Raw genomic sequence first — 22,858 nt, 5'->3', positions numbered from 1 at the left:
GGCGGCATGAGTGAATCTCGAATCACCCGGCGGAAGGTCGTCACCGGCACCGCGATGACCGCGGTCGGCGTCCCTCTCCTGGCAGCATGCGGCAGCGGTGACGGCGACACCGGTTCCTCGGGTGACGGCGGGTCAGGTGGCAGCGGCCCGCTGGTCGCGACCAGCGAGGTCCCGGTCGGTGGGGGAGTGATCGTCGCCGACCGCAACCTGGTGGCCACGCAGCCGACCGAGGGCACGTTCAAGGTCTTCTCCGCGATCTGCACCCACCGGAGCTGCCCGGTCACGAAGGTCGCCGGCGGCACCATCGACTGCCCGTGTCACGGCAGCCGGTTCTCGATCGAGGACGGCTCGGTGACGCAGGGCCCGGCGACGAGTGCACTGGAGGAGGTCGCCTTCGAGGTCACCGACGGCGAGATCGTTCCCAGCTGAGCCACCCCCGCCGAATCCTCACCTGTGGGGAGCGAATCTGTAGTTGTGGCCCACCGAGTGGCGAGTTGTGGGTGACGATTGTCGACCTTCGTCACCCACAACTGAGGATTCGGCGGGGCCGATCAGGCGCGTGCGAGCGCCTGTGCTCGCCACAGCTCGTCGCGCGGAGAGCGGCGGCGGTCGAGACGGGCATCGAGCAGCACCCGGGCCTCGTCCCAGCGATCGGCGCGGAGCAGGGCGGCGATGCGGGCCTCCTCGATGATCTCCCGCTGCGCGTCGGAGCCGCCGAGACGGCGGATCGACGGCGCGAGCACGGCGAGCCGGTCCGCGGCAGCCGAGTTCTCGTCGCGGGCCATCATCCCGAGCGCCTCGGCGAGCGGGGAGACGACCGTGGCCATGGTCGGATGTACGTGCCCGGCGGCCCACGACCTCAGCTCGTCGAGCGCACCGGCGTCACCGGTGGCGAGGTGCGTGACCGCGGTGTGCATCGCCAGGAACGGGGTGGCGGGCCGGATCATCGTTTCGCGGCCGGTGACGCGTACGACCTCGGCGATGTCGGGCACGTCGTGAGCACCCGGTGTGAGCGCCCACCGGAAGAGCAGCGAGCCGGAGTCGACCAGCGCCCGGCAGCCCAGCGCATGGCCGGGCTGGAGCTGGGTCTCGTAGCGGCGGCGTACGGCTTCCAGGTCGCCCAGCGAGAGCTCGTGCAGCGCGGCGTGCCAGGAGAAGTGGGAGAGCGAGTCGATCTGTGCGCCGTCGCCGAGCACCCACGAGGACATCCAGGTGAGACCGGCCTCGTGGTCGCCGGTCTCGTAGTGGGCGTGTGCGCGGGCATGGGCGGAGTGGCCGGCACCGGGCTCCACCGCCAGCGAGGCACAGGAGAGCGACATCGCGTCGTCGAAGCGGCGCTGCTCCTGGCGTACGAAAGCGAGCAGGCCGGCGAACCACCAGTCGTCACCGTAGGCGGGCCTGGCGCGTTCGACGATCGCCCACGCTTCCTCAGGCACCTCGGTGGCCCCGGCGAAGGCGATGGTCGGTACCGCGGTCGAGAGCAGCAGCGCGTCTCGCGGGAAAGCCGCCAGGTGGTCGATCAGTGGCCGCGGGTTGCCGCCGATGTGGGCCTCGACCGCGTGTACGTGGCTGCGCTCGCGTTCGGTCGCCCGCCGGGCGTGCAGCCGAGCCTGCTTCAGGCGGGCGCCGACGTCGACGGGCGCGCACATCTCGTGGCCGAGCAGTGCCAGCGCGGCGTGTCCGAGCGCGAATGTCGGGTCGAGGACGATCGAGGCCGCGAAGGAGGCGAGGGCGCCGTCCCGTAGACGAAGCACGTCGAGCAGCCCCTGGGAGTAGGCCAGGGCAGCTTCGTCACTGGTGGTCAGCGCGTATCCGTAGCGGTCACGACAAGGCACATAACCATACTAGACCACTAGACTTTAAAACCCAGGCCGGCGCGGCAGATTTCCCCAGACTCAGGGAGCCGGGAGCTCGCCGGAGCCCCGGGGGATCAGCCGGGCGCCGATGGTGACCGTCTGGGGTGGGCCTGCGGTGTCGCCGGCGATGCGCTGGAAGAGGAGTCGCGCGGCGGCCGCGCCCATCGCCCCGGGATCCTGGGCGACGACGGTGAGTCCCGGCTGGAGGAGATCACCGAGCTCGACGTCGTCGAACCCGACCAGGGCCAGTCGCGTGGAGCGCCGGGCGAGCTCTCGGAGCACGCTCACGGTGGTGCGGCTGTTGCCGCACAACAGCGCCGTCGCCGGTGACGGTCCGTCGAGCAGCCGGTCCAGTGCGTCGGCGGTCGACGCGGGCGACGGCGGCGCCTGCGTGACGAGATCCTCGGAGAAGGGGATCCCGGCGGCCTCGAGCGCCTCGCGGTAGCCGCGCAGGCGCTCGCCCGCGGTGTAGATCTCCGGCGCGTCGCCGATGAAGCCGATGCGGCGATGTCCGTGGGAGAGCAGATGGTCGACGCCGCGCCGGCTGCCACCGCGGTTGTCGGTGAGGATCATGTCGGCCTCGATGTCCCCGGGCGGCCGGTCGACGAACACCACCGGGATGCCGGCCCGCATCTCGGGGAGGAGGTAGGAGTGGCTGGTGCCGGCCGGCACGACGATCAGCCCGTCGACGCGTCGCTCGCAGAACGCGAGAGCGAGCTCGCGCTCTCGGTCGGCGTCCTCGGCCGAGGACCCGGCGAAGACCATCGTCCCGTGCTCCCGGGCGACCTCCTCGACCGCGCGGGACAGGATCGAGTAGAACGGGTCGGCTACGTCCTCGAGCAGCAGCCCGACGGTGCCCGACCGTCCCTGCCGGAGATCGCGGGCGCTGGCGTTGCGTCGGAAGCCGAGCGCCGCGATCGACTCGAGCACGGCCGCGCGTAGGTCGTCGTTGACGTTCGACTCGCCGTTGACCACCCGCGAGACGGTCTTCAGGCTCACCCCGGCCGACGCCGCGACGTCCTTCATGGTCGGGCGGCGCTGCTGACGGGTCTGCTCGGACGAGGGTGATGCCACGTGCTCAGCGTAGACGTCGATCCGAGCGCGACAACGATGTCTTGATTCTTCCCGTGTGTCGGCACAAATCGCGAGGGATCCACAGAGTGCACGCGTAAATCCTTCGGAAACGTCGTTGACAACGTTGTCATGTCACGGTTCCATCTGGGATGGCCCCCATGTGAAGGAGATCACACCGATGCATCGTTGGGACGTACCACGCAGAACGAGAGGCCGGGCCCGCCTGGCCGCGATGATCGCCGCGACGGCGACGCTGATGGCCGTGATGAGCGGCACCGCACCAGCGCTCGCGACGCCGGAGGCACCTGAGCCCTCGGCCCCGAGGAGCAACACCGCCGACCCCCAGCAGGCCGCCGAGGGCGGCGACTGGGCGACCTCCTTCGAGGAGGGCGACCCGCAGCCCAGCTGGGCCGACCTCGTCGACACCGATGACGACGGCAACCCGCGCACCGCGGGCGTCACCGGACCCGACCCCTTCGGCATCCCCGGCGACATCTCTGAGCACATCACCGGCGTCACCGCCAGCGGAGAGAACTCCGGCTCGGGCGAGGGGGCCGCCGAGCTCGTCGACGGCGACATCAACACCAAGTGGCTCACCTTCGCGACCACCGGCTGGGTGCAGGTCGAGCTCGACCAGCCCGTCAACGTCGTCAGGTACGCCCTCACCTCGGCCAACGACGCCGCCGAACGTGACCCCAAGAACTGGGTGATCCAGGGCTCCACCGACGGCCAGACCTGGACGACCGTCGACACCCGGACCGGCCAGTCCTGGGACGAGCGCTTCCAGACCCGTGAGTTCGAGATCGCCTCACCGCAGGCGTACTCCCACTACCGCATCGACATCTCCGCCAACCAGAGCGGCGGCATCATCCAGCTCGCCGAGTGGCAGCTCTCCGACGGCTCCGAGCCCCCGCCGCCGCTGAAGAACATGACGAGCCACCCCGACGACGGTCCGGCCTCGGCGTACGCCGCGAAGTCGAAGGTCGGCTTCACCGGGGTGCACGCCTTCGAGTACGCCGGCAAGATCACCGCCGACAAGGGCCACTCCTACAACCGCGTCTTCGACGTCGACATCCCGGTCGGCGACGAGACCGAGCTGTCCTACCTGGTCTTCCCGGAGTTCATCGAGGGCGACCTGAGCTACCCGAGCACCTACACGGCGGTCGACTTGGCCTTCACCGACGGGACCCTGCTCTCGGAGCTCGGCGCGCTCGACGAGCAGGGCTACGTACTGTCCCCGCAGGGCCAGGGCGAGTCGAAGTCGCTCTACACCAACCAGTGGAACAAGAAGACCTCCGTCATCGGCGAGGTCGCCGCGGGCAGGACGATCGATCGGATCCTGGTCGCCGTCGACGCCCCGAGCGGCCCGACGAAGTTCCGCGGCTGGTACGACGACATCGAGATCACCGCGTCCCCGGAGGAGCCGGAGGGCACCAGCCGCGTCGACTACGCCGTCACCACGCGTGGCACCCAGTCCAGCGGCAGCTTCTCGCGGGGCAACAACATCCCCGCGACCGCGGTCCCGCACGGCTTCAACTTCTGGGCGCCGATGACCAACGCCGGCTCGCTGTCCTGGTTCTACCGCTACCACCAGGACAACGACGCTCAGAACCGGACCAGCCTGCAGGCGCTGACGCTGAGCCATGAGACCAGCCCGTGGATGGGTGACCGGCAGACCTTCCAGGTGATGCCGTCGGCCGCCGAGGGCATCCCCGACCCGGGCCGCAACGCGCGTGAGCTCACCTTCGAGCACGAGAACGAGACCGCGCGTCCTCACTACTACAAGGTCGGCTTCGACAACGGGCAGAGCGCCGAGATCGCACCGACCGACCATGCGGCCGTCTTCCGGTTCACCTACCCCGGCGACTCCGCCCGGCTGGTGTTCGACAACGTCAACAACGACGGTGGGCTGACCCTCGACCCGGAGGCCGGGACGCTGACCGGATTCACCGACACCCGCAGCGGCCTGTCCAACGGCGCGACCCGGATGTACGTCTACGCGACCTTCGACCAGCCGGTCACCGGCGGCGGCAAGTACGCCACCGGCGAGCGCCCGAACGTACAGGGCCATCTCGCGTTCGACGCCGGCGCGGACCGGACCGTGACGATGCGCATCGCCACGAGCCTGATCGGCATCGACCAGGCCAAGCGCAACCTCGAGCTCGAGGTCGGCGACGACTCCTTCGACACGGTCAAGGAGAAGGCGAAGGCGCTGTGGCAGGACAAGCTCGACGTGCTCGACATCCAGGGTGCGACCGAGGACCAGAAGACGACCGTCTACTCCAACCTCGCCCGGCTCTTCCTCTACCCGAACTCGGGGCATGAGAACACCGGCACCGAGGACGAGCCGGTCTGGAAGCACGCCGTGCAGTCCACCTCCGGTGAGACCAACCCGCCGGGCACGACGCCCACCCACACCGGGGCCGAGATCAAGGACGGCAAGGTCTATGTGAACAACGGCTTCTGGGACACCTACCGCACCACCTGGGCGGCCTACTCGCTCCTGGAGCCGAGTCAGGCGGCCGAGATGGTCAACGGCTTCGTGCAGCAGTACAAGGACAACGGCTGGATCTCGCGCTGGTCCTCGCCGGGCTACGCCAACCTGATGACCGGCACCAGCTCGGACGTCTCCTTCGCCGACGCGTACGTCAAGGGAGTGGAGGGGATCGACGCCGAGGCCGCCTACGCGGCCGCCGTGAAGAACGCCACGGTCCGTCCGCCGGGCTCCGCGACCAACTCCAACGTCGGCCGCAAGGGCATGCAGACCTCGGTGTTCCTCGGCTACACGCCCGCGGCCGTGAGCGAGGGCGTCTCCTGGGGGCTCGAGGGCTACATCAACGACTACGGCATCGGGAACATGGCCGCGAAGCTCGCCGAGCGCGACGGGATCTCCTCGGCCGAGCGCAAGCGGCTGCGGGAGGAGTCGGAGTACTTCCTCGGCCGCGCCCGCAACTACGTCAACACCTTCGACACCAAGGTGGGCTTCTTCCAGGGTCGCAACGCCGACGGCACGTTCAAGAAGTCGCCGGCCGACTACAACCCGCTGATCTGGGGGAGCGACCACGACTACACCGAGACCAACGGGTGGAACTTCGCGTTCCACACCCCGCAGGACGGCCAGGGCCTGGCCAACCTCTACGGCGGTCGCGGCGGGCTCGCCAAGAAGCTGGACACCTTCTTCTCCACGCCGGAGACGGGGGAGTACCCGGGCTCCTACGGCGGCATCATCCACGAGATCCGTGAGGCCCGTGACGTACGCATGGGGCAGTGGGGCTTCTCCAACCAGGTCAGCCACCACATCCCGTGGATGTACAGCTACACCGGGCAGCCCTGGAAGACGCAGGAGATCGTCCGCGAGACCCTGCGCCGGATGTACACCGGCTCCGAGATCGGGCAGGGCTACGCCGGCGACGAGGACAACGGCGAGACCTCGGCGTGGTACCTCTTCGCCGCCCTGGGCCTCTACCCGCTCCAGATGGGCAGCGAGAACCTCGTGCTCGGCTCGCCGCAGTTCACCAAGGCCACCCTCCACCTCGAGGGCGGCAAGGACCTGGTGATCAAGGCACCGAAGAACAGCAACGAGAACATCTACGTCCAGGGCGTCACGATCGACGGCAAGACCTGGGACAAGACGTACGTCTCCCACCAGGAGCTCGCCGACGGCGGCACCATCGAGTTCGACATGGGCTCGAAGCCGTCGCGCTGGGGCACCTCGCCCAGCGCCGTCCCGCCCTCGCTGACCACCGGCTCGGAGCCGGCCACGCCGATCGCCGACAAGTCGGGTGCGGGCAAGGGCACGGTCTCGGCCAGCGGCAACGACGGCGAGAGACTGGTGGACAACGACTCCGGGACGCAGACGACCGTGGCCGGCGACGGTTGGGTCGAGTACCGGTTCTCCGGGAGCAAGGTGCCAGTGTCGTTCTACACCCTCACCAACGGCGCCGACGGCCGCTCGCCGAGCGGCTGGGTCGTCAAGGGGTCGAACGACGGCACCGACTGGAAGGTCCTCGACCGGCGCTCGGGTGAGGAGTTCGCCTGGCAGCAGGCCACCCGGCCGTTCAAGCTCGAGTCGGAGTCGAGGTTCAACCGGATCCGGATCGAGTTCACCGGGACGTCCGGCGAGCCGATCACGCTCTCGGAGGTGGAGCTGCTGGGCTAGCCGACCCGGGCACGTCCACGTACCGCCAGCCTGTCGGTGCTCGCCGATAGGCTGGCGGACGTGCCCGATCCGCAGAGCTATCGCCCGAAAGCTGGGAGCATCCCGACCCAGCCAGGGGTCTACCGGTTCCGCGATCCCAAGGGGCGGGTGATCTACGTCGGCAAGGCGATCAACCTGCGTCAACGGCTCGCGAACTACTTCCAGCCGATCCCCAGTCTCCACCCGCGCACGGCCACGATGGTGACCACCGCGGCCAGCGTCGAGTGGACGACGGTCAACAACGACATCGAGGCGCTCCAGCTCGAATACACCTGGATCAAGGAGTTCGACCCGCGGTTCAACGTCAAGTACCGCGACGACAAGTCCTACCCCTGGCTCGCGGTCACCGTCTCCGAAGAGTTCCCGCGGGTCATGGTCGGGCGCGGGGCCAAGCGCAAGGGCACCAGATACTTCGGCCCCTACGGGCACGCCTGGGCGATCCGCGAGACCGTCGACATCCTGCTGCGGGTCTTCCCGATGCGCTCGTGCAGCAACGGCGTCTTCAAGCGCTCGCAGCAGATCGGCCGTCCCTGCCTTCTCGGCTACATAGACAAGTGCACCGCCCCGTGCGTCGGCAACATCTCCGCCGAGGAGCACCGCGAGATCGTCGACGACTTCTGCGACTTCATGGCCGGCCACACCGCGACCTTCACCAAGCGGATCGAGAAGGAGATGTACGCCGCGTCCGAGGCCCTCGACTTCGAGAAGGCCGCGCGGCTGCGTGACGATCTCGCCGCGATGCAGCGGGCCCTGGAGAAGCAGGCGGTGGTGCTCGGCGACGGTGCCGACGCCGACGTGATCGCCCTGGCCGAGGACCCGCTCGAGGTCGGCGTGCAGATCTTCTATGTACGCGGCGGCCGAATCAAGGGCCAGCGCGGCTGGGTCGCGGACCGGATGGACGACGCCGACACCGCCGGCCTGGTCGAGCACTTCCTGCTCCAGCTCTACGCCGGCGAGGACGCAGAGGCGATCCCGCGCGAGATCCTCGTCCCGGCGCTCCCGCCCGACCACGAGACCTTCGAGGACCTGCTCTCGGACGTACGGAAGGCGAAGGTCAGGATCCGGGTCCCGCAGCGCGGCGACAAGAAGACGCTCCAGGAGACCGTCGCCAACAACGCCAAGCAGGCCCTCGCGCTCCACAAGACCAAGCGCGCCAGCGATCTGACCATCCGCAACCGGGCGCTCGAGGAGATCCAGGAGGCGCTCGAGCTCGACGAGGTTCCGCTCCGGATCGAGTGCTACGACATCTCCCACCTGCAGGGCACCGAGATCGTGGCCAGCATGGTGGTCTTCGAGGACGGCCTGGCTCGCAAGTCGGAATACCGGCGCTTCATCATCAAGGGCCAGGACGGCTCCGACGACGTCAAGGCGATGCACGAGGTGATCACCCGGCGGTTCAAGCGACTTCTCGACGAGCAATCGACGTCGATCGTCTCGACCGAGGTCGAGGGGGCCAGCGGTCCGATGCTGGTCGACCCGGAGACCGGCCGGCCCCGCAAGTTCGCCTACGCCCCGGGCCTGGTCGTCGTCGACGGAGGCGCGCCCCAGGTGGCGGCCGCGCAGCGCGCCCTGGCCGAGCTCGGCATCGACGACATCCCGGTCGTCGGCCTGGCCAAGCGGCTGGAGGAGGTCTGGGTCCCCGACGAGGAGGACCCGGTGATCCTGCCGCGCAGCTCCGAGGGTCTCTACCTGCTGCAGCGGGTCCGCGACGAGGCGCACCGGTTCGCCATCACCCACCACCGCGGGCGTCGGTCGAAGTCCATGGTGGAGAGCCTGCTCGACGACGTACCCGGCCTCGGTGAGGTGCGCCGCAAGACGCTGATGAAGCACTTCGGCTCGCTGAAGAAGCTCCGTGCCGCAACCGTCGAGGAGATCGCTCAGGTGCCCGGCATCGGCCCCGGCACCGCGACAGCGATCAAGACCGCTGTGGAGCAGACCGCGAAGAATGGCAAGGTTAGCGCCATCAACGTCACCACCGGCGAGATCATCGAGGAGTAGGTCATGCACAAGGGGGAGGTCGTCGTCATCACCGGCATGACCGGTGCTGGGCGGAGCACCGCCGCCAAGGAGTTGGAGGACCTCGGCTACTACGTCGTCGACAACCTGCCGCCGAGCCTGCTCCCGCAGGTGGTCGAGCGGGTCGACGCGGCCCGCGGCCCGGAGCAGCCGGTGGCGGTCGTGACCGACGTACGTTCGGGGTCCTTCTTCGCCGAGCTCGAGGAGATCGTGGCGAAGGGAGCCACCGGGCGGCGTACGACCCTGGTCTTCCTCGACGCCGCCGACGACACCCTGGTACGCCGGCAGGAGGCCGCGCGGCGGCCGCACCCGATGCAGCGGGGCAACGAGCGGCTGCTGGATGCGCTCGAGCGGGAGCGGGTGGTGCTGGCCAACCTGCGTGGCGCCGCCGACCTCGTGATCGACACGACCCAGCTCAACGTGCACCAGCTCACCGCGAGGATCGCGGAGGCGTTCGGCACCCCGGAGCGAACCACCCTGAAGGTGTCGGTGGTGAGCTTCGGGTTCAAGTACGGGATCCCGGTCGACGCCGACTTCATGGCCGACATGCGGTTCCTGCCCAACCCGCACTGGGTGCCGGAGCTGAAGGACGGCAACGGACGTGACAACCCCGACGTCGCCGCCTACGTCTACTCGCGCCCTGGTGCGGAGGAGTTCCTGAGCGGGTATGTTCCGGTGCTCATCGGAGTGACCAAGGGCTACCTCCACGAAGGAAAGAGGTTCATGCGCGTGGCGATCGGGTGCACGGGCGGCAAGCACCGCAGCGTGGCGATGGCGGAGGAGATCTCCAGGCGGCTGCGAGATGCCGGCCTGGATGCGAAGGCGATCCACCGAGACCTCGGGCGGGAGTGAGAGTGGCCGGGGCCGACCGACCCGGGGCAGATGCCCAGGCCGTCGTCGCCCTGGGGGGAGGGCACGGACTGCATGCGTCGTTGAGCGCGCTGCGGCTGCTGGTCGACGACCTGACCGTCGACCAGCTCACCGCGATCGTGACGGTCGCCGACAACGGCGGCTCCAGCGGCCGGCTCCGACGGGAGTTCGGCGTGCTCCCGCCGGGCGACCTGCGGATGGCGCTCGCCGCGCTGTGCGGCGCGGACCGCTGGGACGACACCTGGGCGCAGGTGCTGCAGCACCGCTTCGCCGGCGAGGGCGAGATGCGCGGCCACAACCTCGGCAACCTGCTGATCGTGGGCCTGTGGGAGCAGCTCGGCGACCACGTCGAGGCCCTCGACTGGGTCGGCCGCCTGCTGGGCGCCAAGGGCCGGGTGCTGCCGATGGCGCTGGTGCCGATGGACATCGTCGCCGACGTACGCGGCCTGGTGCCCGGATCTCCCGAGGCCCTCACGTCGGTGCAGGGCCAGGTCGAGGTCGCCAGCACCGACGGGATCATCGAGTCGATCAGGCTGATCCCGGACAACCCTCCCGCCGCACCCGACGCGGTCAAGGCGATCCAGGACGCGGAGTGGGTGTTCCTGGGGCCGGGGTCCTGGTTCACCTCGGTCCTGCCGCACCTGATGGTCCGGGCCTTGCGCGAGGCCCTGGTCGCCACCTCCGCGAAGATCGTCGTCGTGCTCAACCTCGGCGAGCAGCCGGGGGAGACGACCGGGTTCGGCCCCGCCGAGCACCTCTCGGTCCTCCTCGACCACGCCCCTGACCTCCGCATCCACACCGTCCTCGTCGACTCCTCACTCGACGGTCTCGACGACCTGTCGCGGGTGGCCGAGAAGTGCGGTGCGCAGGTCGAGGTCGCCGACGTCGCGGTCGGCGACGGGACTCCTCGCCACGACCCGGAGCGGCTTGCCGCTGCGTACGCGAGGGTGATCGGGGCGGGTTAGCGCTCGAACGTTGCGGCGAGGACCGCGATCAGCGATTCGACGGGCACGTACTCGTCGGCGCGACGTGTCAGGTGGGCGAGTTCTCCAGGTCCAAGCGAGCGCGGCGACGTTGACGGAGCTCACGAATGAAGAGGCACAGAAGCGCTGTGCCGAGGGCGGCATGGATGACGCCGTCGACGCGATATCCCCAGTCTGAAGTGCCTGTCTTTGTCTCGATGTACGGCGCCCCCTCGACGATTCCTCCGCCTCCCATGCAGGCAAGGATCACGCCCAGGACCAGATATGCGCTCGCGGCCCAGCGATCAGGCGGGTACACCGGCGTACGAGCGATCTTTACGACTCCCGCCACGAGGCCGGCGAGCACGAGGCACTCGATTCCGACGAAGAAGACCAAGTCGTCTACACCAGCGTCCCTGGACTCCACCGAGGTGAGTGCGCCGAACGGGCCGGGCGTACAGCACAGACTGAGGACGAAGATCCACAGCAGGCGCGAATCCGGGTCGCGGGGGTCGATAGAGGGTTGAGCCACGATGACGCACGCTAGGACATGCGGTCAGGGCTGGCCGCTGGAACGGTGATTTCGCCGCCCGACGTCGCCGGTATCCACTCTCGCCGACGAGAGATCGGCGTGCTCATCGCGTCATGCCCGGCCGGCGCCGTTCCTCTCACTGCAAGCCTCGCTCTGCCCCACACAGAGCGCTCTGACGTGGAACCGATTCGAGGGTCGTTGACATCAATGAAAGACTCTCCGGCATGGCGATGACGGGACAGGTGAAGGCCGAGCTGGCCTCCACTCAGATCACCAAGACATGCTGCCGGAAGGCAGAGGTTGCCTCGACGTTGAGGTTCGCTGGGGGGATCCACATCGTGGCAGGCAGGATCGTGGTCGAGGCTGAGCTCGACACCGGTCTGGCCGCCAGGAGATTGAAGCGAGACATCGCCGACGTCTTCGGTCACGAGGCAGAGGTGGCTCTCATCCAGGCGAGCGGACTCCGTAAGGGCAGCCGCTACATCGTGCGCGTGGTCAAGGACGGTGAGGCGCTGGCGCGTCAGACCGGCCTTCTCGACCAGCGTGGCCGGCCGGTGCGGGGTCTTCCGCCTGCCGTCGTCTCGGGCGGAGCTTGCGACGCGGTGGCCGCCTGGCGCGGTGCCTTCCTGGCCCACGGCTCGCTCACCGAGCCGGGCCGCTCCTCCTCGATGGAGGTGACCTGCCCGGGCTCGGAGTCGGCTCTCGCCCTCGTCGGCGTCGCCCGTCGTATCGGCATCTCGGCGAAGCCGAGGGAGGTACGCGGCGTGGACCGCGTGGTCATCCGCGACGGTGACGCGATCGGCCAGCTGCTCACCCGCCTGGGCGCCCACGAGTCGCTGATGGCCTGGGAGGAGCGCCGGATGCGCCGCGAGGTGCGTGCCACCGCCAACCGGCTCGCCAACTTCGACGACGCCAACCTGCGCCGCTCGGCCCGTGCCGCGGTCGCCGCCGGCGCCCGCGTCGAGCGCGCCCTGGAGATCCTCGGCGAGGACATCCCCGACCACCTGCGCCAGGCCGGCAAGCTCCGTCTCGAGCACAAGCAGGCCTCGCTCGAGGAGCTCGGACAGCTCCACGACCCGGTGCTGACCAAGGACGCGATCGCCGGCCGCATCCGCCGCCTGCTGGCCATGGCCGACAAGCGGGCCGAGGAGCTCGGCATCCCTGACACGGAGGCGTCGCTGACCGCGGAGATGCTCGCCGAGGACGCCTGAGAGCAGCATCCACAACCTGAGAACCGGCCCGAGCCCCTCGACTGATCGAGGGGCTCGGGCCGTTTGCTACTCGTCCGTCTTTTGGAACGATCCAACCCAGTCTCCCGCTGTTCAGAGGCGCTGGGTAGTGTCGGCGTCAGCGGGTGATCCCGCGCACAATCTTTTCGACGCGAACCAGGAGTCCACGTGACAGTTCGAGTAGGCATCAACGGATTCGGCCGGATCGGCCGCAACTTCTTCCGCGCGGTGCGCGCCTCCGACCTCGACATCGAGATCGTCGGGGTGAACGACCTCAGCGACAACACGACCCTCGCGACGCTGCTGAAGTTCGACTCGATCCTCGGCCCGCTCGGCGCCGACGTGTCCGCCACCGAGGACGCGATCGTCGTCGACGGCAAGGAGATCAAGGCGTACGCCGAGCGCGACCCGGCCAACATCCCCTGGAAGGACCTCGACGTCGACGTCGTGATCGAGTCGACCGGGTTCTTCACCGACGCGACCAAGGCACGCGCCCACATCGACTCCGGCGGTGCGAAGAAGGTGATCATCTCCGCGCCGGCGAAGAACGAGGACGCCACCATCGTGATGGGCGTCAACGAGTCGGTCTACGACCCCGAGGTCCACACGGTGATCTCCAACGCCTCCTGCACGACCAACTGCCTCGCGCCGCTGGCGAAGGCGCTCAACGACGGCGTCGGCATCAACCAGGGCTTGATGACCACGGTCCACGCCTACACCGCCGACCAGAACCTTCAGGACAACATCCACAAGGACATGCGCCGCGCCCGCGCGGCCGCTCTCAACGTCGTGCCCACCTCGACCGGCGCCGCCAAGGCGATCGGTCTGGTGCTGCCGGAGCTGAAGGGCAAGCTCGACGGCTACGCCCTGCGCGTGCCGGTGCCGACCGGCTCGATCGTCGACCTCTCCTTCGAGGCCTCGCGCGAGACCTCGGTCGAGGAGATCAACTCGATCATGGAGAAGGCCGCGGACGGGAAGTACCTCGTCTACTCGACCGACCCGATCGTCTCCTCCGACATCGTCACCAACCCGGCGTCCTCGATCTTCGACGCCCCGCTGACCAAGGTGATCGGCAACCAGGTCAAGGTGGCAGCGTGGTACGACAACGAGTGGGGCTACTCCAACCGGCTCGGTGACCTGGTGGCGTACGTTGGCGCGAGCCTGTGACCCAACGACCTGCCTCACAGGTTAGGGTCTAGCCCGTTATGTCTCTGAATCTCACGCAGCTCATCGAGCAGGGTGTCGCGGGCAAGCGAGTTCTCGTGCGCTCCGACCTCAACGTCCCGTTGGAAGGCACGACGATCACCGACGACGGTCGCATCCGTGCCTCGGTGCCCACGATCAAGGCGCTGGCCGACGCCGGCGCCAAGGTCGTGGTGGTCGCCCACCTCGGTCGGCCGAAGGGAGAGCCCGACCCGGCCTACTCGCTGGCGCCCGTGGCGACCCGCCTCGGTGAGCTGCTCGGTGCCGAGGTCGCCTTCGCGACCGACACCGTCGGCGACTCCGCCAGCTCGGTCGTCGGCGGGCTCGCCGACGGTCAGGTCGCGCTGCTGGAGAACGTACGCTTCAACGCCGGTGAGACGAGCAAGGACGACATCGAGCGGGCCACCTTCGCCGCCGAGCTCGCCGCCCTGGCCGACGCCTTCGTCTCCGACGGCTTCGGCGTGGTCCACCGCAAGCAGGCCTCCGTCTACGACGTCGCCAAGCTGCTTCCGAGCGCGCAGGGCGGCCTGGTGGCCACCGAGATCGAGGTTCTCAAGCGGCTCACCGAGACCCCCGAGCGCCCCTACGTGGTCGTCCTCGGCGGCTCGAAGGTCTCCGACAAGCTGGGCGTGATCGACAACCTGCTCGGCAAGGCGGACAAGCTGCTCATCGGGGGCGGCATGGTCTTCACCTTCCTCAAGGCCCAGGGCTACGAGGTCGGCCAGTCGCTGCTCGAGGAGGACCAGATCCTCACCGTGCTCGGCTACCTCGAGCGCGCCGAGGAGATCGGCGTCGAGATCCTGCTGCCGACCGACGTCGTGGTCGCCGACTCCTTCGGTGACGAGGCCTCCGCCCGTGTGGTGGCGGCCAACGCGATCCCGGCCGACTCGCTCGGGCTCGACATCGGCCCGGAGTCGGCCCAGACCTACGCCGCTGCGCTCGAGGGTGCCAAGACGGTCTTCTGGAACGGCCCGATGGGCGTCTTCGAGCAGGCTTCCTTCGCCGAGGGCACCCGCGCGGTCGCCCAGGCGCTCACCACGATCGACGGCCTCTCGGTCGTCGGTGGTGGCGACTCCGCCGCCGCGATCCGCCAGCTCGGCTTCGCCGATGACCAGTTCGGCCACATCTCGACCGGCGGCGGTGCCTCGCTCGAGTATCTGGAGGGCAAGACCCTTCCGGGCGTCGCCGTGCTGGACGAGGCGACCGTGGTCGGAGGACTGGGCTGATGGCGGCCAAGAAGCCGGCCACGGGCCGCACCCCGCTCATCGCCGGCAACTGGAAGATGAACCTCAACCACCAAGAAGCGGTGGTCCTGGTCCAGAAGCTCGCCTGGACGCTCTCCGACAAGCGCCACGACTTCGCCGCCGTGGAGGTGGCGGTCTTCCCGCCGTTCACCGACATCCGTTCGGTGCAGACGCTGGTCGACGGCGACAAGATGCGCATCACCTACGGTGCCCAGAACGTCTCCACCCAGGAGTCCGGCGCCTACACCGGTGAAGTCTCGGCCGCGATGCTGGCCAAGCTCGGCTGCTCCTACGTGATCGTGGGTCACTCCGAGCGTCGTGAGCACTACGGCGAGACCGACGAGATCGTCGCGCTCAAGGCCAAGATCGCGCTCAAGCACAACATGATCCCGATCGTCTGCGTCGGCGAGGGCCTCGAGGTCCGCCAGGCCGGCAACCACCTCGACCACTGCACCGCCCAGGTCGAGGGTTCGCTGGCCGGGCTCACCGACGCCGAGGTCGGCCAGGTCGTGATCGCCTACGAGCCGGTCTGGGCGATCGGCACGGGGGAGACCGCCACCGCGCAGGACGCTCAGGAGGTCTGCGCCGGCATCCGGGACCAGCTCGAGAAGAGCTACGGCGCGGAGATCGCCGATGGCGTACGCATCCTCTACGGCGGCTCGGTAAAGCCCAACAACGTGGCCGCGCTGATGCAGGAGGCCGACGTCGACGGGGCGCTGGTCGGCGGGGCGAGTCTCTCGGTCGAGGACTTCGCGGCCATCTCGCGCTACTACGACCTGCCGGTCCTCTAGGCCAGTGCTGTAGGTTTCGGGCTCTCCAGATAGGATTTCAGACGTGGAACTTCTCTTCACCATCATCCTGGTCATCGCGAGTGCGCTGATGATCCTGCTCGTGCTGCTTCACAAGGGCCGCGGTGGCGGACTCTCCGACATGTTCGGTGGCGGTGTCTCGAGCTCGCTGGGTGGATCGTCGGTCGTCGAGCGCAACCTCGACCGGCTCACCATCGGCATCGGTGTCATCTGGTTCGCCTGTGTGATCGCGCTCGGCCTGCTGATGGCCTACTGAAACATTCCCCTTCAGCGCACGCGCGATAGCGTCTAAACTCATCGACGCTGGACGGAGATTTTGCCGTCCGATTCCCCCAAAGTGGCCTCTCGGGGCTGCGAACTTTAAGTTGAGAGAGGACACCGCAGCACCATGGCAGGTGGAGGGAACGCGATTCGGGGCTCCCGAGTCGGTGCTGGGCCGATGGGTGAGGCGGAGCGCGGCGAGGCAGCGCCGCGGAAGGCCGTCACCTACTTCTGCACCAACGCACATCGCTCGGTCATCACCTTCGCCGTCGAGGCGACGCCGCCGGACTCCTGGGACTGCCCCAAGTGTGGGCTCCCAGCCGGTCTGGACGAGGAGAACGCGCCCCCGGCGCCGAAGATCGAGCCCTACAAGACCCACCTCGCCTACGTGAAGGAGCGCCGCTCCGACGCCGAGGCCGAGGACATCCTGGAGGAGGCAATCGCTCTCCTCCGCTCCCGCCGCAAATCCGGCGAGATCATCTTCTGAACCCCCGCCGAGTCGGCGCATCTGCTCCAAGCAGAGGCGCCGACTCGGCGCATCTGTCCCACCCGTGGAGCGCGAGTCGGCTCGTCAGTCCCGTGTGAAGCGATCGAGTCGGCGCAACTGTCCCGTTCAGCTCGCCAGCCGTCCACCGCGCCGCCGGAGCGCCCGATTGTGCAGTTGCCGGATGCGTACGTCTGCAGTGCCGGTCCGCGTGAAGATATCGCTCTTCGTGAACGCCTCGACCAGCCAGCCTTCTCGACACACCTCCGTGCGCCGTTCCCGGTCACGTACCTGCTGGCCGGGGGAGGAGTGCCATTCCGCGCCGTCGTACTCGACAGCTGCGAGGAGGTCCTCGTTGGCCAGATCGAGACGGGCGACGAACTCTCCGGTCGCGGTGGAGACCTCGACCTGCGGCGTCATGGGAAACCGCGCTTGATGGCAGTGCAGACCCAGCACCGCTTCGGGCGGTGACTCGAACCGCCCGTCAGCCAGCGGGCCGATTTCGCGAAGCGTGGTGACCCATCGCTGACCGCGGAACTGCTCGATCCCTTCGATGAACTCCTCAGGCTCGTACGCGCCGAGCCGGTGCATCATCGAGACTCCGGCGATCGCCTCATCGGGCCAGCGGACGCGACCGAGATCCCAGGCCGTACGTAGCGCGGTGGTGACCCTCAGGCCGCCGATCTCCTCGGTCTCGCTGTCCGCCACGTCGCGTTCCCCGCTGCTGGCGATGTGGTTGCGAAGGCGGCCGCGGCCGGACGGGCGGAAGAACGAGAGCGGTCGAAGGCTGATGTGTTCGCCGGGGGCGAGGATCATCTCGGCTCCGAGGAGCCAGCCGGCATGTCGGTCGACGACGATGCAGTCGGCGGGTGCGACCAGTCTCAAGCAGGCAGCGCGTACGGCCAGGGAGTCGCCCGCCTCTGTGGCCAGATACACACCCTTGATGGGGCGACGCACAAGGCCCGTCTCGAGAAGCGTGCCGAGCCGCCTCCGCGAGATCCCGGCTTCGCGGGCCATCCTGAAGGTGAATGGCTCGGTCGCCGGCAGCGGGAAGCTGCTTCCGAGGCTTCCGCTGAACAGCATCTCGTTGATGTCCATGTCCCAGAGTCTGGGAGCCGTCCCCGGATCCCGCCAGCGGTCCTCGGTGGCCTGTGGAAAAGCCTGTGGACAGTATGGGGCTGACGCGCCGGCTCGGGTCGTTCGAGCGGGGCTGACGCGCCGAGTCGGCGCCTCTGCGTGGGACAGATGCGCCGACTCGGCGGGGAGGGTCAGCAGGTGGCGCCGAAGATGGACTCGGCGTACTCCGGGTGATCGATGAAGGGGTTTCGGTTGCGCTGGTAGGTCGAGTAGATGGTGTTGTTGCGTGTGCGCTCGGCCGCGGTGACGGGGTCGGCGGTGTGCCAGCTGAGCAGTACGCAGACCTTGCCGAGGTAGTTGGTCGAGCCGTTGATGGAGTTGTTGACCTCGAGGTCGGCGAAGCCGTCGTCGCCGTTGTAGCGCACGGCCATGTAGAGGATGCCGCGGGCGAGGTCGCCCTTGACGCTGTCGCGTGGCTCGAAGGAGTCGGAGTCGGTCCAGCAGTCGCTGCACTCCGAGACCGCCGACCCGCCCAGGTCGAAGTCCTTGCTGCCGCGGGTGGAGTTGACGGTGACGTCCTCCGGACGAAGGTGGTGTACGTCGGTGCCGGGACCGTTGCTGGTGCCGAAGTCCCCGTGGCTCTGCGGCCAGGTGTGCTCGCGGTTCCAGTTGTTGGCGTCTCCGCCGTTGTTGGTCTTCGGTGTGGAGACCCCGGAGTAGAACTCGATGACGTTCGCGGAGTTGTTCGGGTCCTGGTCGAGGACCTTCAGCGCCTCCCACACCGCGCTGTAGGACAGCGTGGTGTGGCCGTCGATGATGTTGTGCAGCGCCGACTTCAGCGACGATCCGGACAGGCCGGCGGCCGAGTCGTAGTAGCCCGCCGGGATGTTCGGGTCCGCGGTCGGGGTGGCCGTCGGGGTCGGGGTCGGGGTCGGGGTCGGGGTCGGGGTCGGGGTCGGCGTGGAGCCCGCGAACGCGAAGGCGGTGGCGTTCTTGTGGCCGGGATGGGAGAAGTACGCCGTCAGGGTGCCGGTCACGTCGATCTGACGCCCCTTGAGGCTTGGGTTGGACCGGAGGCCCCATGCGCTGCGGAACGCCTCGGGGATCTGCACGTAGAGCATCTTGGACGTGCTGGTCTCCGAGGCCGAGTCAGCGATCGCGAGAGCGTAGTCGCTGGGGTAGTTGCTGGTCACGACCGTGCTGGTCGCTGTGGGCTGGCCGACGATGTAGCCGCGTACGGTGGCCGTCGAGCCGTTCTGGGTGGCGATCGCCGTGGTGACGTTGATCGTGGCCGCCTGGGCCGGGGCGGTCGTGATCACGACCGCCATGAAACTCGCCAGGGCGAGGGCAACGAGGCTGGCCAGGGTCAGGCCGAGCCGCCGAGAGGCGCTGAGGGACATGCTCGGATGGTGGCAGTCGGCAGGTGCCCGCGGAACCCGCTGCGGGAAAGATTTACCTGCAGTTAGCAACCTGGGTAACGGAGTTCCCGAGACTTTTGCGCCGACTCGGCGCTCCTGGGTGGGACAGTCGCGCCGAGTCGGGAGGGGTCAGAGCTTGGACGCGGCCGCTCGGTCCAGGAACCAGGTCGTCTCCGTGGTGCCGGTGACGCCGGTGGCGGGGATCTCGGTGATCGGAGCGCCGGCATGTGCCTTGGCCACGGCTTCGGCCTTGCCCTCGCCGCTGACCAGGAACCATACGGTCGTGGACCGGCGCAGCGCCTCGAAGGTGAAGGTGATCCGCTCGGGCGGGGGCTTGGGGGAGCCGGTGACTCCGACGGCGATCGCGTCCTTCGCCTCGAGCTGCGGGAAGCCGGGGAAGAGGGAGGCGATGTGGCCGTCGGGGCCGACGCCGAGCATCAGGATGTCGAAGCCGCCCGAGCCGTGGCTGCGTACGTCCTCGGAGAACCGTGCCGCGGCCTCGTCGACGCTCAGGCCGGAGTCGGTGGCGGGCATCTCGTGGATGCGGTGGTCCGGGACGCCGACCTCGGTCAGGAAGGCGGCGCGGGCCTGACCGGCGTTGCGGTCGGGGGAGTCGGCGGCGACGTAGCGCTCGTCGCCGAAGAAGAACTCGACCGCGCCCCAGTCGACACCCGACTCGGGTGCGAGGCGGGCGATCTCGCGGTGGATCGCCTCGGCGATCGTGCCACCGGTGAGGCCGATGGTGGGGACGTCGCCGGCCGCCTGCAGGTCGGCGAGGCGGCTGAGGAACTCTCCGGCGACCGCCGAGGCCAGGGCCTCAGCGCTGTCGTGGACCTCGATGAGTGACTCGGGATGACCGTCGCTGGTCACGTGCGCTTCTCTCTGTAGTAGGCGATGAGGGATTGGGTGGAGGTGTCCTGCTGCTTGGCGGTGTCCGCGTCACCGGAGACCGCCGGGCTGATCTGGACGGCGAGCTGCTTGCCGAGCTCGACGCCCCACTGGTCGAAGGAGTCGATGCCCCACACCACGCCCTGGGTGAAGGTGATGTGCTCGTAGAGGGCGATCAGCTGGCCCAGTACGCCGGGGGTCAGCGCGGGCGCCATGATCGAGGTGGTCGGCCGGTTGCCGGAGAAGACCCGCGCGTTGACGATGTTCTCCGCGGTGCCCTCGGCGCGCACCTGCTCGGCGGTCTTGCCGAAGGCGAGCGCCTGGGTCTGGGCGAAGAAGTTGGCCAGGAACAGCTCGTGCACGTCGATGTCCCCGTCCGCGAGCGGATAGGCCGGGTTGGCGAAGGCGATGAAGTCGGCCGGGATCACCCGGGTGCCCTGGTGGATCAGCTGGTAGAACGCGTGCTGTCCGTTGGTGCCGGGCTCGCCCCAGAACACCTCGCCGGTGTCCGTGGTGACCGCGGTGCCGTCCCAGCGCACCGACTTGCCGTTGGACTCCATCGTCAGCTGCTGGAGGTACGCAGGGAACCGGTGCAGCAGCTGGGAGTAGGGCAGCACGGCGTGGGTCTGAGCGTCGAGGAAGTTGACGTACCAGACGTTCAGGAGACCCATCAGCGCCGGCACGTTCTGCGCGAGCGGAGTCTTCGCGAAGTGCTCGTCGATCGCGTGGAACCCGCCGAGGAACTCGGCGAACCCCTCCGGCCCGATGGCGATCGCCAGGGACGTGCCGATCGCGGAGTCGACCGAGTAGCGGCCGCCGACCCAGTCCCAGAAGCCGAAGGCGTTCTCCGGGTCGATCCCGAAGGCCGCGACCTTGTCCAGCGCCGTGGAGACGGCCACGAAGTGCTTCGAGACGGCCTCGGCGGCGTCCACGCCGTCACCGAGCGAGTCGAGCAGCCAGGTGCGCGCGAGGCGGGCGTTGGTCAGCGTCTCCAGCGTCGAGAAGGTCTTCGAGGAGACGACGAACAGCGTGGTGGCGGGGTCGAGCCCCTTCAGCTTCTGGCCGGCGTCGGTGGGATCGATGTTGGAGATGAACCGGCACTCGATCTCCGGGTGACGGAACGGCTCGAGCGCTTCGTACGCCATCACCGGGCCCAGGTCGGAGCCGCCGATGCCGATGTTGACCACGGTGCGGATCCGCTCACCGGTGACGCCCTTCCACTCACCGGAGCGGACCCGGTCGGCGAAGGCGTACATCTTCGCCAGGGTCTCGTGGACGGCGGGCACCACGTCGGTGCCGTCGACCTCGAGGGAGGCGTCGGCGGGAAGGCGCAGGGCGGTGTGGAGCACTGCGCGGTCCTCGGTGACGTTGATGTGCTCGCCGGCGAGCATCGCGTCGCGCCGCGCCTCCAGACCGACCTGCTCGGCGAGCGCCAGCAGTTCGGCCAGGAGGTCGTCGGTGAGGAGGTTCTTGGAGAGGTCGACATGGAGGTCGGCCGCTTGATAAGTGAAGCGTGAGGCCCGGCCGGGATCATCGGCGAACCACGAGCGCAGGTCAGGTGTGATACCGGCTCGCAGCTCGGTGAGTGCCTTCCAGGCGTCCGTCGTCGTCGCGTCGACCGGGCCGCCCACTACTTGACCGCCTCGATCTGGCCCTGCACGGTGTCGACGAGCTCGGTCCAGGAGACCTTGAACTTGTCCACGCCCTCGGTCTCCAGCACCAGGAAGACGTCATCGAGGTCGACTCCGACCGAGCGGAGCGACTCGAAGACGGTGGCCGCCTCGGCACCCTTGCCGGTGACGACATCGCCCTTGACCTTGCCGTGGTCGGCGAAGGCCTCCATGGTCTTCTCCGGCATGGTGTTGACCGTGTCGGCGACGACCAGGTCGGTGACGTAGAGGGTGTCGGGGTAGGCCGGGTTCTTGACCCCGGTCGAGGCCCACAGCGGCCGCTGGGCGTTGGCGCCCTCGGCAGCCAGGGCGGTCCAGCGCTCGCTGGCGTGGACCTCCTCGAAGGCGGCGTAGGCGGCGATCGCGTTGGCCACCGCGGCCTTGCCGAGCAGCGCGCTGGCCTCGGGGGTGCCGATCGCCTCGAGCCGCTTGTCGATCTCGGTGTCGACCCGCGAGACGAAGAACGACGCCACGCTGCGGATCGTGGACAGGTCCTTGCCGGCCGCCTTGGCCTGCTCCAGACCGGTCAGGTACGCGTCCATCACGGCCCGGTAGCGCTCGACCGAGAAGATCAGGGTCACGTTGACCGAGATGCCCTCGGCGATCGCGGCGGTGATCGCCGGGAGCCCCTCCAGGGTCGCCGGGATCTTGATCAGCGCGTTGGGGCGGTCGACCGCGGCCCACAGCGCCTTCGCGGAGGCGATGGTCGCCTCGGTGTCGTTGGCCAGGGTGGGCTCGACCTCGATCGAGACCCGGCCGTCGTCCTTGGTGGACTCGGCGACCGGCGCGAGGATGTCGCAGGCGTTGCGTACGTCCTCGGTGGTGAGGCCGAAGATGACCTCGTCGACGTTCTTGCCGTCGGCCACCAGCGAGCGCAGCTGCTCGTCGTAGCGCTCACCCTTGGCGATCGCGGCCGCGAAGATGGTCGGGTTGGTGGTCACCCCGACGACGGACTTCTCCTTGACGAGATCGGCGAGGTTGCCGGTCTCGATCCGCTCGCGGGAGAGGTCGTCGAGCCAGATGGATACGCCGGCCTCGGCCAGCGCCTTGAGACGGTCAGACATATT

At 68.7% G+C, this 22,858-nt stretch carries 19 protein-coding genes; 11 read left to right on the top strand and 8 right to left on the bottom strand.

What is annotated here, in order from left to right:
• The first annotated feature begins 6 nt into the window (after window positions 1–6).
• Window positions 7–429 carry a Rieske (2Fe-2S) protein gene (locus tag ABTX24_RS14450; protein WP_160022577.1) on the top strand — a complete coding sequence of 141 codons (423 nt, stop codon included), beginning with the start codon at window positions 7–9 and terminating at the stop codon, window positions 427–429.
• Window positions 430–551: 122 nt separating this feature from the next.
• Here the strand turns inward: ABTX24_RS14450 and ABTX24_RS14445 are convergent, their stop codons facing one another.
• Complete coding sequence (locus tag ABTX24_RS14445; protein WP_350840499.1) at window positions 552–1,835, bottom strand: tetratricopeptide repeat protein; 1,284 nt, start codon at window positions 1,833–1,835, stop codon at window positions 552–554.
• A gap of 60 nt (window positions 1,836–1,895) precedes the next feature.
• Window positions 1,896–2,930: a LacI family DNA-binding transcriptional regulator gene (locus tag ABTX24_RS14440; protein WP_350840497.1), complete on the bottom strand. Its 1,035-nt coding sequence runs from the start codon at window positions 2,928–2,930 to the stop codon at window positions 1,896–1,898.
• Between the two features lie 178 nt (window positions 2,931–3,108).
• On the opposite strand from ABTX24_RS14440, the gene ABTX24_RS14435 reads away from it, so the two are divergent.
• The 4 genes from ABTX24_RS14435 to ABTX24_RS14420 are packed head-to-tail and all read left to right on the top strand — an operon-like array spanning window position 3,109 to window position 10,979.
• Entirely contained in the window at window positions 3,109–7,089 is a 3,981-nt protein-coding gene (locus ABTX24_RS14435; protein ID WP_350840495.1) for a GH92 family glycosyl hydrolase, read from the top strand.
• A 60-nt stretch (window positions 7,090–7,149) separates the two neighbouring features.
• Window positions 7,150–9,126 carry an excinuclease ABC subunit UvrC gene (gene uvrC / locus ABTX24_RS14430; RefSeq protein ID WP_350840493.1) on the top strand — a complete coding sequence of 659 codons (1,977 nt, stop codon included), beginning with the start codon at window positions 7,150–7,152 and terminating at the stop codon, window positions 9,124–9,126.
• A 3-nt stretch (window positions 9,127–9,129) separates the two neighbouring features.
• Entirely contained in the window at window positions 9,130–9,996 is an 867-nt protein-coding gene (gene rapZ, locus ABTX24_RS14425) for an RNase adapter RapZ (protein WP_091041005.1), read from the top strand.
• Window positions 9,997–9,998: 2 nt separating this feature from the next.
• Window positions 9,999–10,979: a gluconeogenesis factor YvcK family protein gene (locus ABTX24_RS14420; RefSeq protein ID WP_502891087.1), complete on the top strand. Its 981-nt coding sequence runs from the start codon at window positions 9,999–10,001 to the stop codon at window positions 10,977–10,979.
• Window positions 10,980–11,046: 67 nt separating this feature from the next.
• Here the strand turns inward: ABTX24_RS14420 and ABTX24_RS14415 are convergent, their stop codons facing one another.
• A complete protein-coding gene (locus tag ABTX24_RS14415; RefSeq protein WP_350840489.1) occupies window positions 11,047–11,403 on the bottom strand; it encodes a hypothetical protein in 357 nt (118 codons plus the stop codon).
• 329 nt (window positions 11,404–11,732) lie between these two features.
• Here ABTX24_RS14415 and whiA point away from each other — a divergent pair, with 329 nt between their 5' ends.
• The 6 genes from whiA (at window position 11,733) to ABTX24_RS14385 (ending at window position 16,741) form a co-directional block, all read left to right on the top strand.
• Complete coding sequence (gene whiA / locus ABTX24_RS14410) at window positions 11,733–12,719, top strand: DNA-binding protein WhiA (RefSeq protein ID WP_045547796.1); 987 nt, start codon at window positions 11,733–11,735, stop codon at window positions 12,717–12,719.
• Between the two features lie 186 nt (window positions 12,720–12,905).
• On the top strand, window positions 12,906–13,904 hold the full coding sequence (gene gap, locus ABTX24_RS14405) for a type I glyceraldehyde-3-phosphate dehydrogenase (RefSeq protein WP_350840487.1): 999 nt from the start codon (window positions 12,906–12,908) through the stop codon (window positions 13,902–13,904).
• A 38-nt stretch (window positions 13,905–13,942) separates the two neighbouring features.
• The gene (locus tag ABTX24_RS14400; RefSeq protein ID WP_350840485.1) at window positions 13,943–15,166 is read left to right on the top strand and encodes a phosphoglycerate kinase; all 1,224 of its coding nucleotides are present in this window, start codon (window positions 13,943–13,945) and stop codon (window positions 15,164–15,166) included.
• On the top strand, window positions 15,166–15,975 hold the full coding sequence (tpiA, locus tag ABTX24_RS14395; protein ID WP_350840483.1) for a triose-phosphate isomerase: 810 nt from the start codon (window positions 15,166–15,168) through the stop codon (window positions 15,973–15,975). The genes ABTX24_RS14400 and tpiA overlap by 1 nt, the downstream gene beginning before the upstream one ends.
• A gap of 43 nt (window positions 15,976–16,018) precedes the next feature.
• Window positions 16,019–16,249 carry a preprotein translocase subunit SecG gene (gene secG, locus ABTX24_RS14390; RefSeq protein WP_008357155.1) on the top strand — a complete coding sequence of 77 codons (231 nt, stop codon included), beginning with the start codon at window positions 16,019–16,021 and terminating at the stop codon, window positions 16,247–16,249.
• Window positions 16,250–16,381: 132 nt separating this feature from the next.
• Window positions 16,382–16,741, top strand: a complete 360-nt coding sequence (locus ABTX24_RS14385) for an RNA polymerase-binding protein RbpA (protein ID WP_160022595.1) — start codon at window positions 16,382–16,384, stop codon at window positions 16,739–16,741.
• Window positions 16,742–16,867: 126 nt separating this feature from the next.
• On the opposite strand, the gene ABTX24_RS14380 is transcribed toward ABTX24_RS14385, so the two are convergent.
• The 5 genes from ABTX24_RS14380 to tal all read right to left on the bottom strand — a co-directional run bounded on the left by ABTX24_RS14380 (window position 16,868) and on the right by tal (window position 22,855).
• Window positions 16,868–17,836 (bottom strand): type IV toxin-antitoxin system AbiEi family antitoxin domain-containing protein, encoded by a 969-nt coding sequence (locus ABTX24_RS14380; protein WP_350840481.1) that lies wholly within the window; start codon window positions 17,834–17,836, stop codon window positions 16,868–16,870.
• A gap of 170 nt (window positions 17,837–18,006) precedes the next feature.
• Window positions 18,007–19,215 carry an endonuclease gene (locus ABTX24_RS14375; RefSeq protein ID WP_350840479.1) on the bottom strand — a complete coding sequence of 403 codons (1,209 nt, stop codon included), beginning with the start codon at window positions 19,213–19,215 and terminating at the stop codon, window positions 18,007–18,009.
• Window positions 19,216–19,362: 147 nt separating this feature from the next.
• The gene (gene pgl, locus ABTX24_RS14370) at window positions 19,363–20,103 is read right to left on the bottom strand and encodes a 6-phosphogluconolactonase (RefSeq protein ID WP_160022601.1); all 741 of its coding nucleotides are present in this window, start codon (window positions 20,101–20,103) and stop codon (window positions 19,363–19,365) included.
• Window positions 20,100–21,752, bottom strand: coding sequence for a glucose-6-phosphate isomerase (pgi, locus tag ABTX24_RS14365; protein WP_350840477.1), 1,653 nt, complete (start codon window positions 21,750–21,752; stop codon window positions 20,100–20,102). The genes pgl and pgi overlap by 4 nt, the downstream gene beginning before the upstream one ends.
• Window positions 21,752–22,855: a transaldolase gene (gene tal, locus ABTX24_RS14360; RefSeq protein WP_350840475.1), complete on the bottom strand. Its 1,104-nt coding sequence runs from the start codon at window positions 22,853–22,855 to the stop codon at window positions 21,752–21,754. Before tal ends, pgi begins: the two co-directional genes overlap by 1 nt.
• Window positions 22,856–22,858 lie beyond the last annotated feature (3 nt).

The sequence above is a fragment of the Nocardioides sp. NPDC127514 genome, from assembly GCF_040302125.1.
Lineage (GTDB): Bacteria > Actinomycetota > Actinomycetes > Propionibacteriales > Nocardioidaceae > Nocardioides.
Note: the sequence above shows the minus strand (reverse complement) of the source record. Positions and strands in the feature narration are given on the sequence as shown.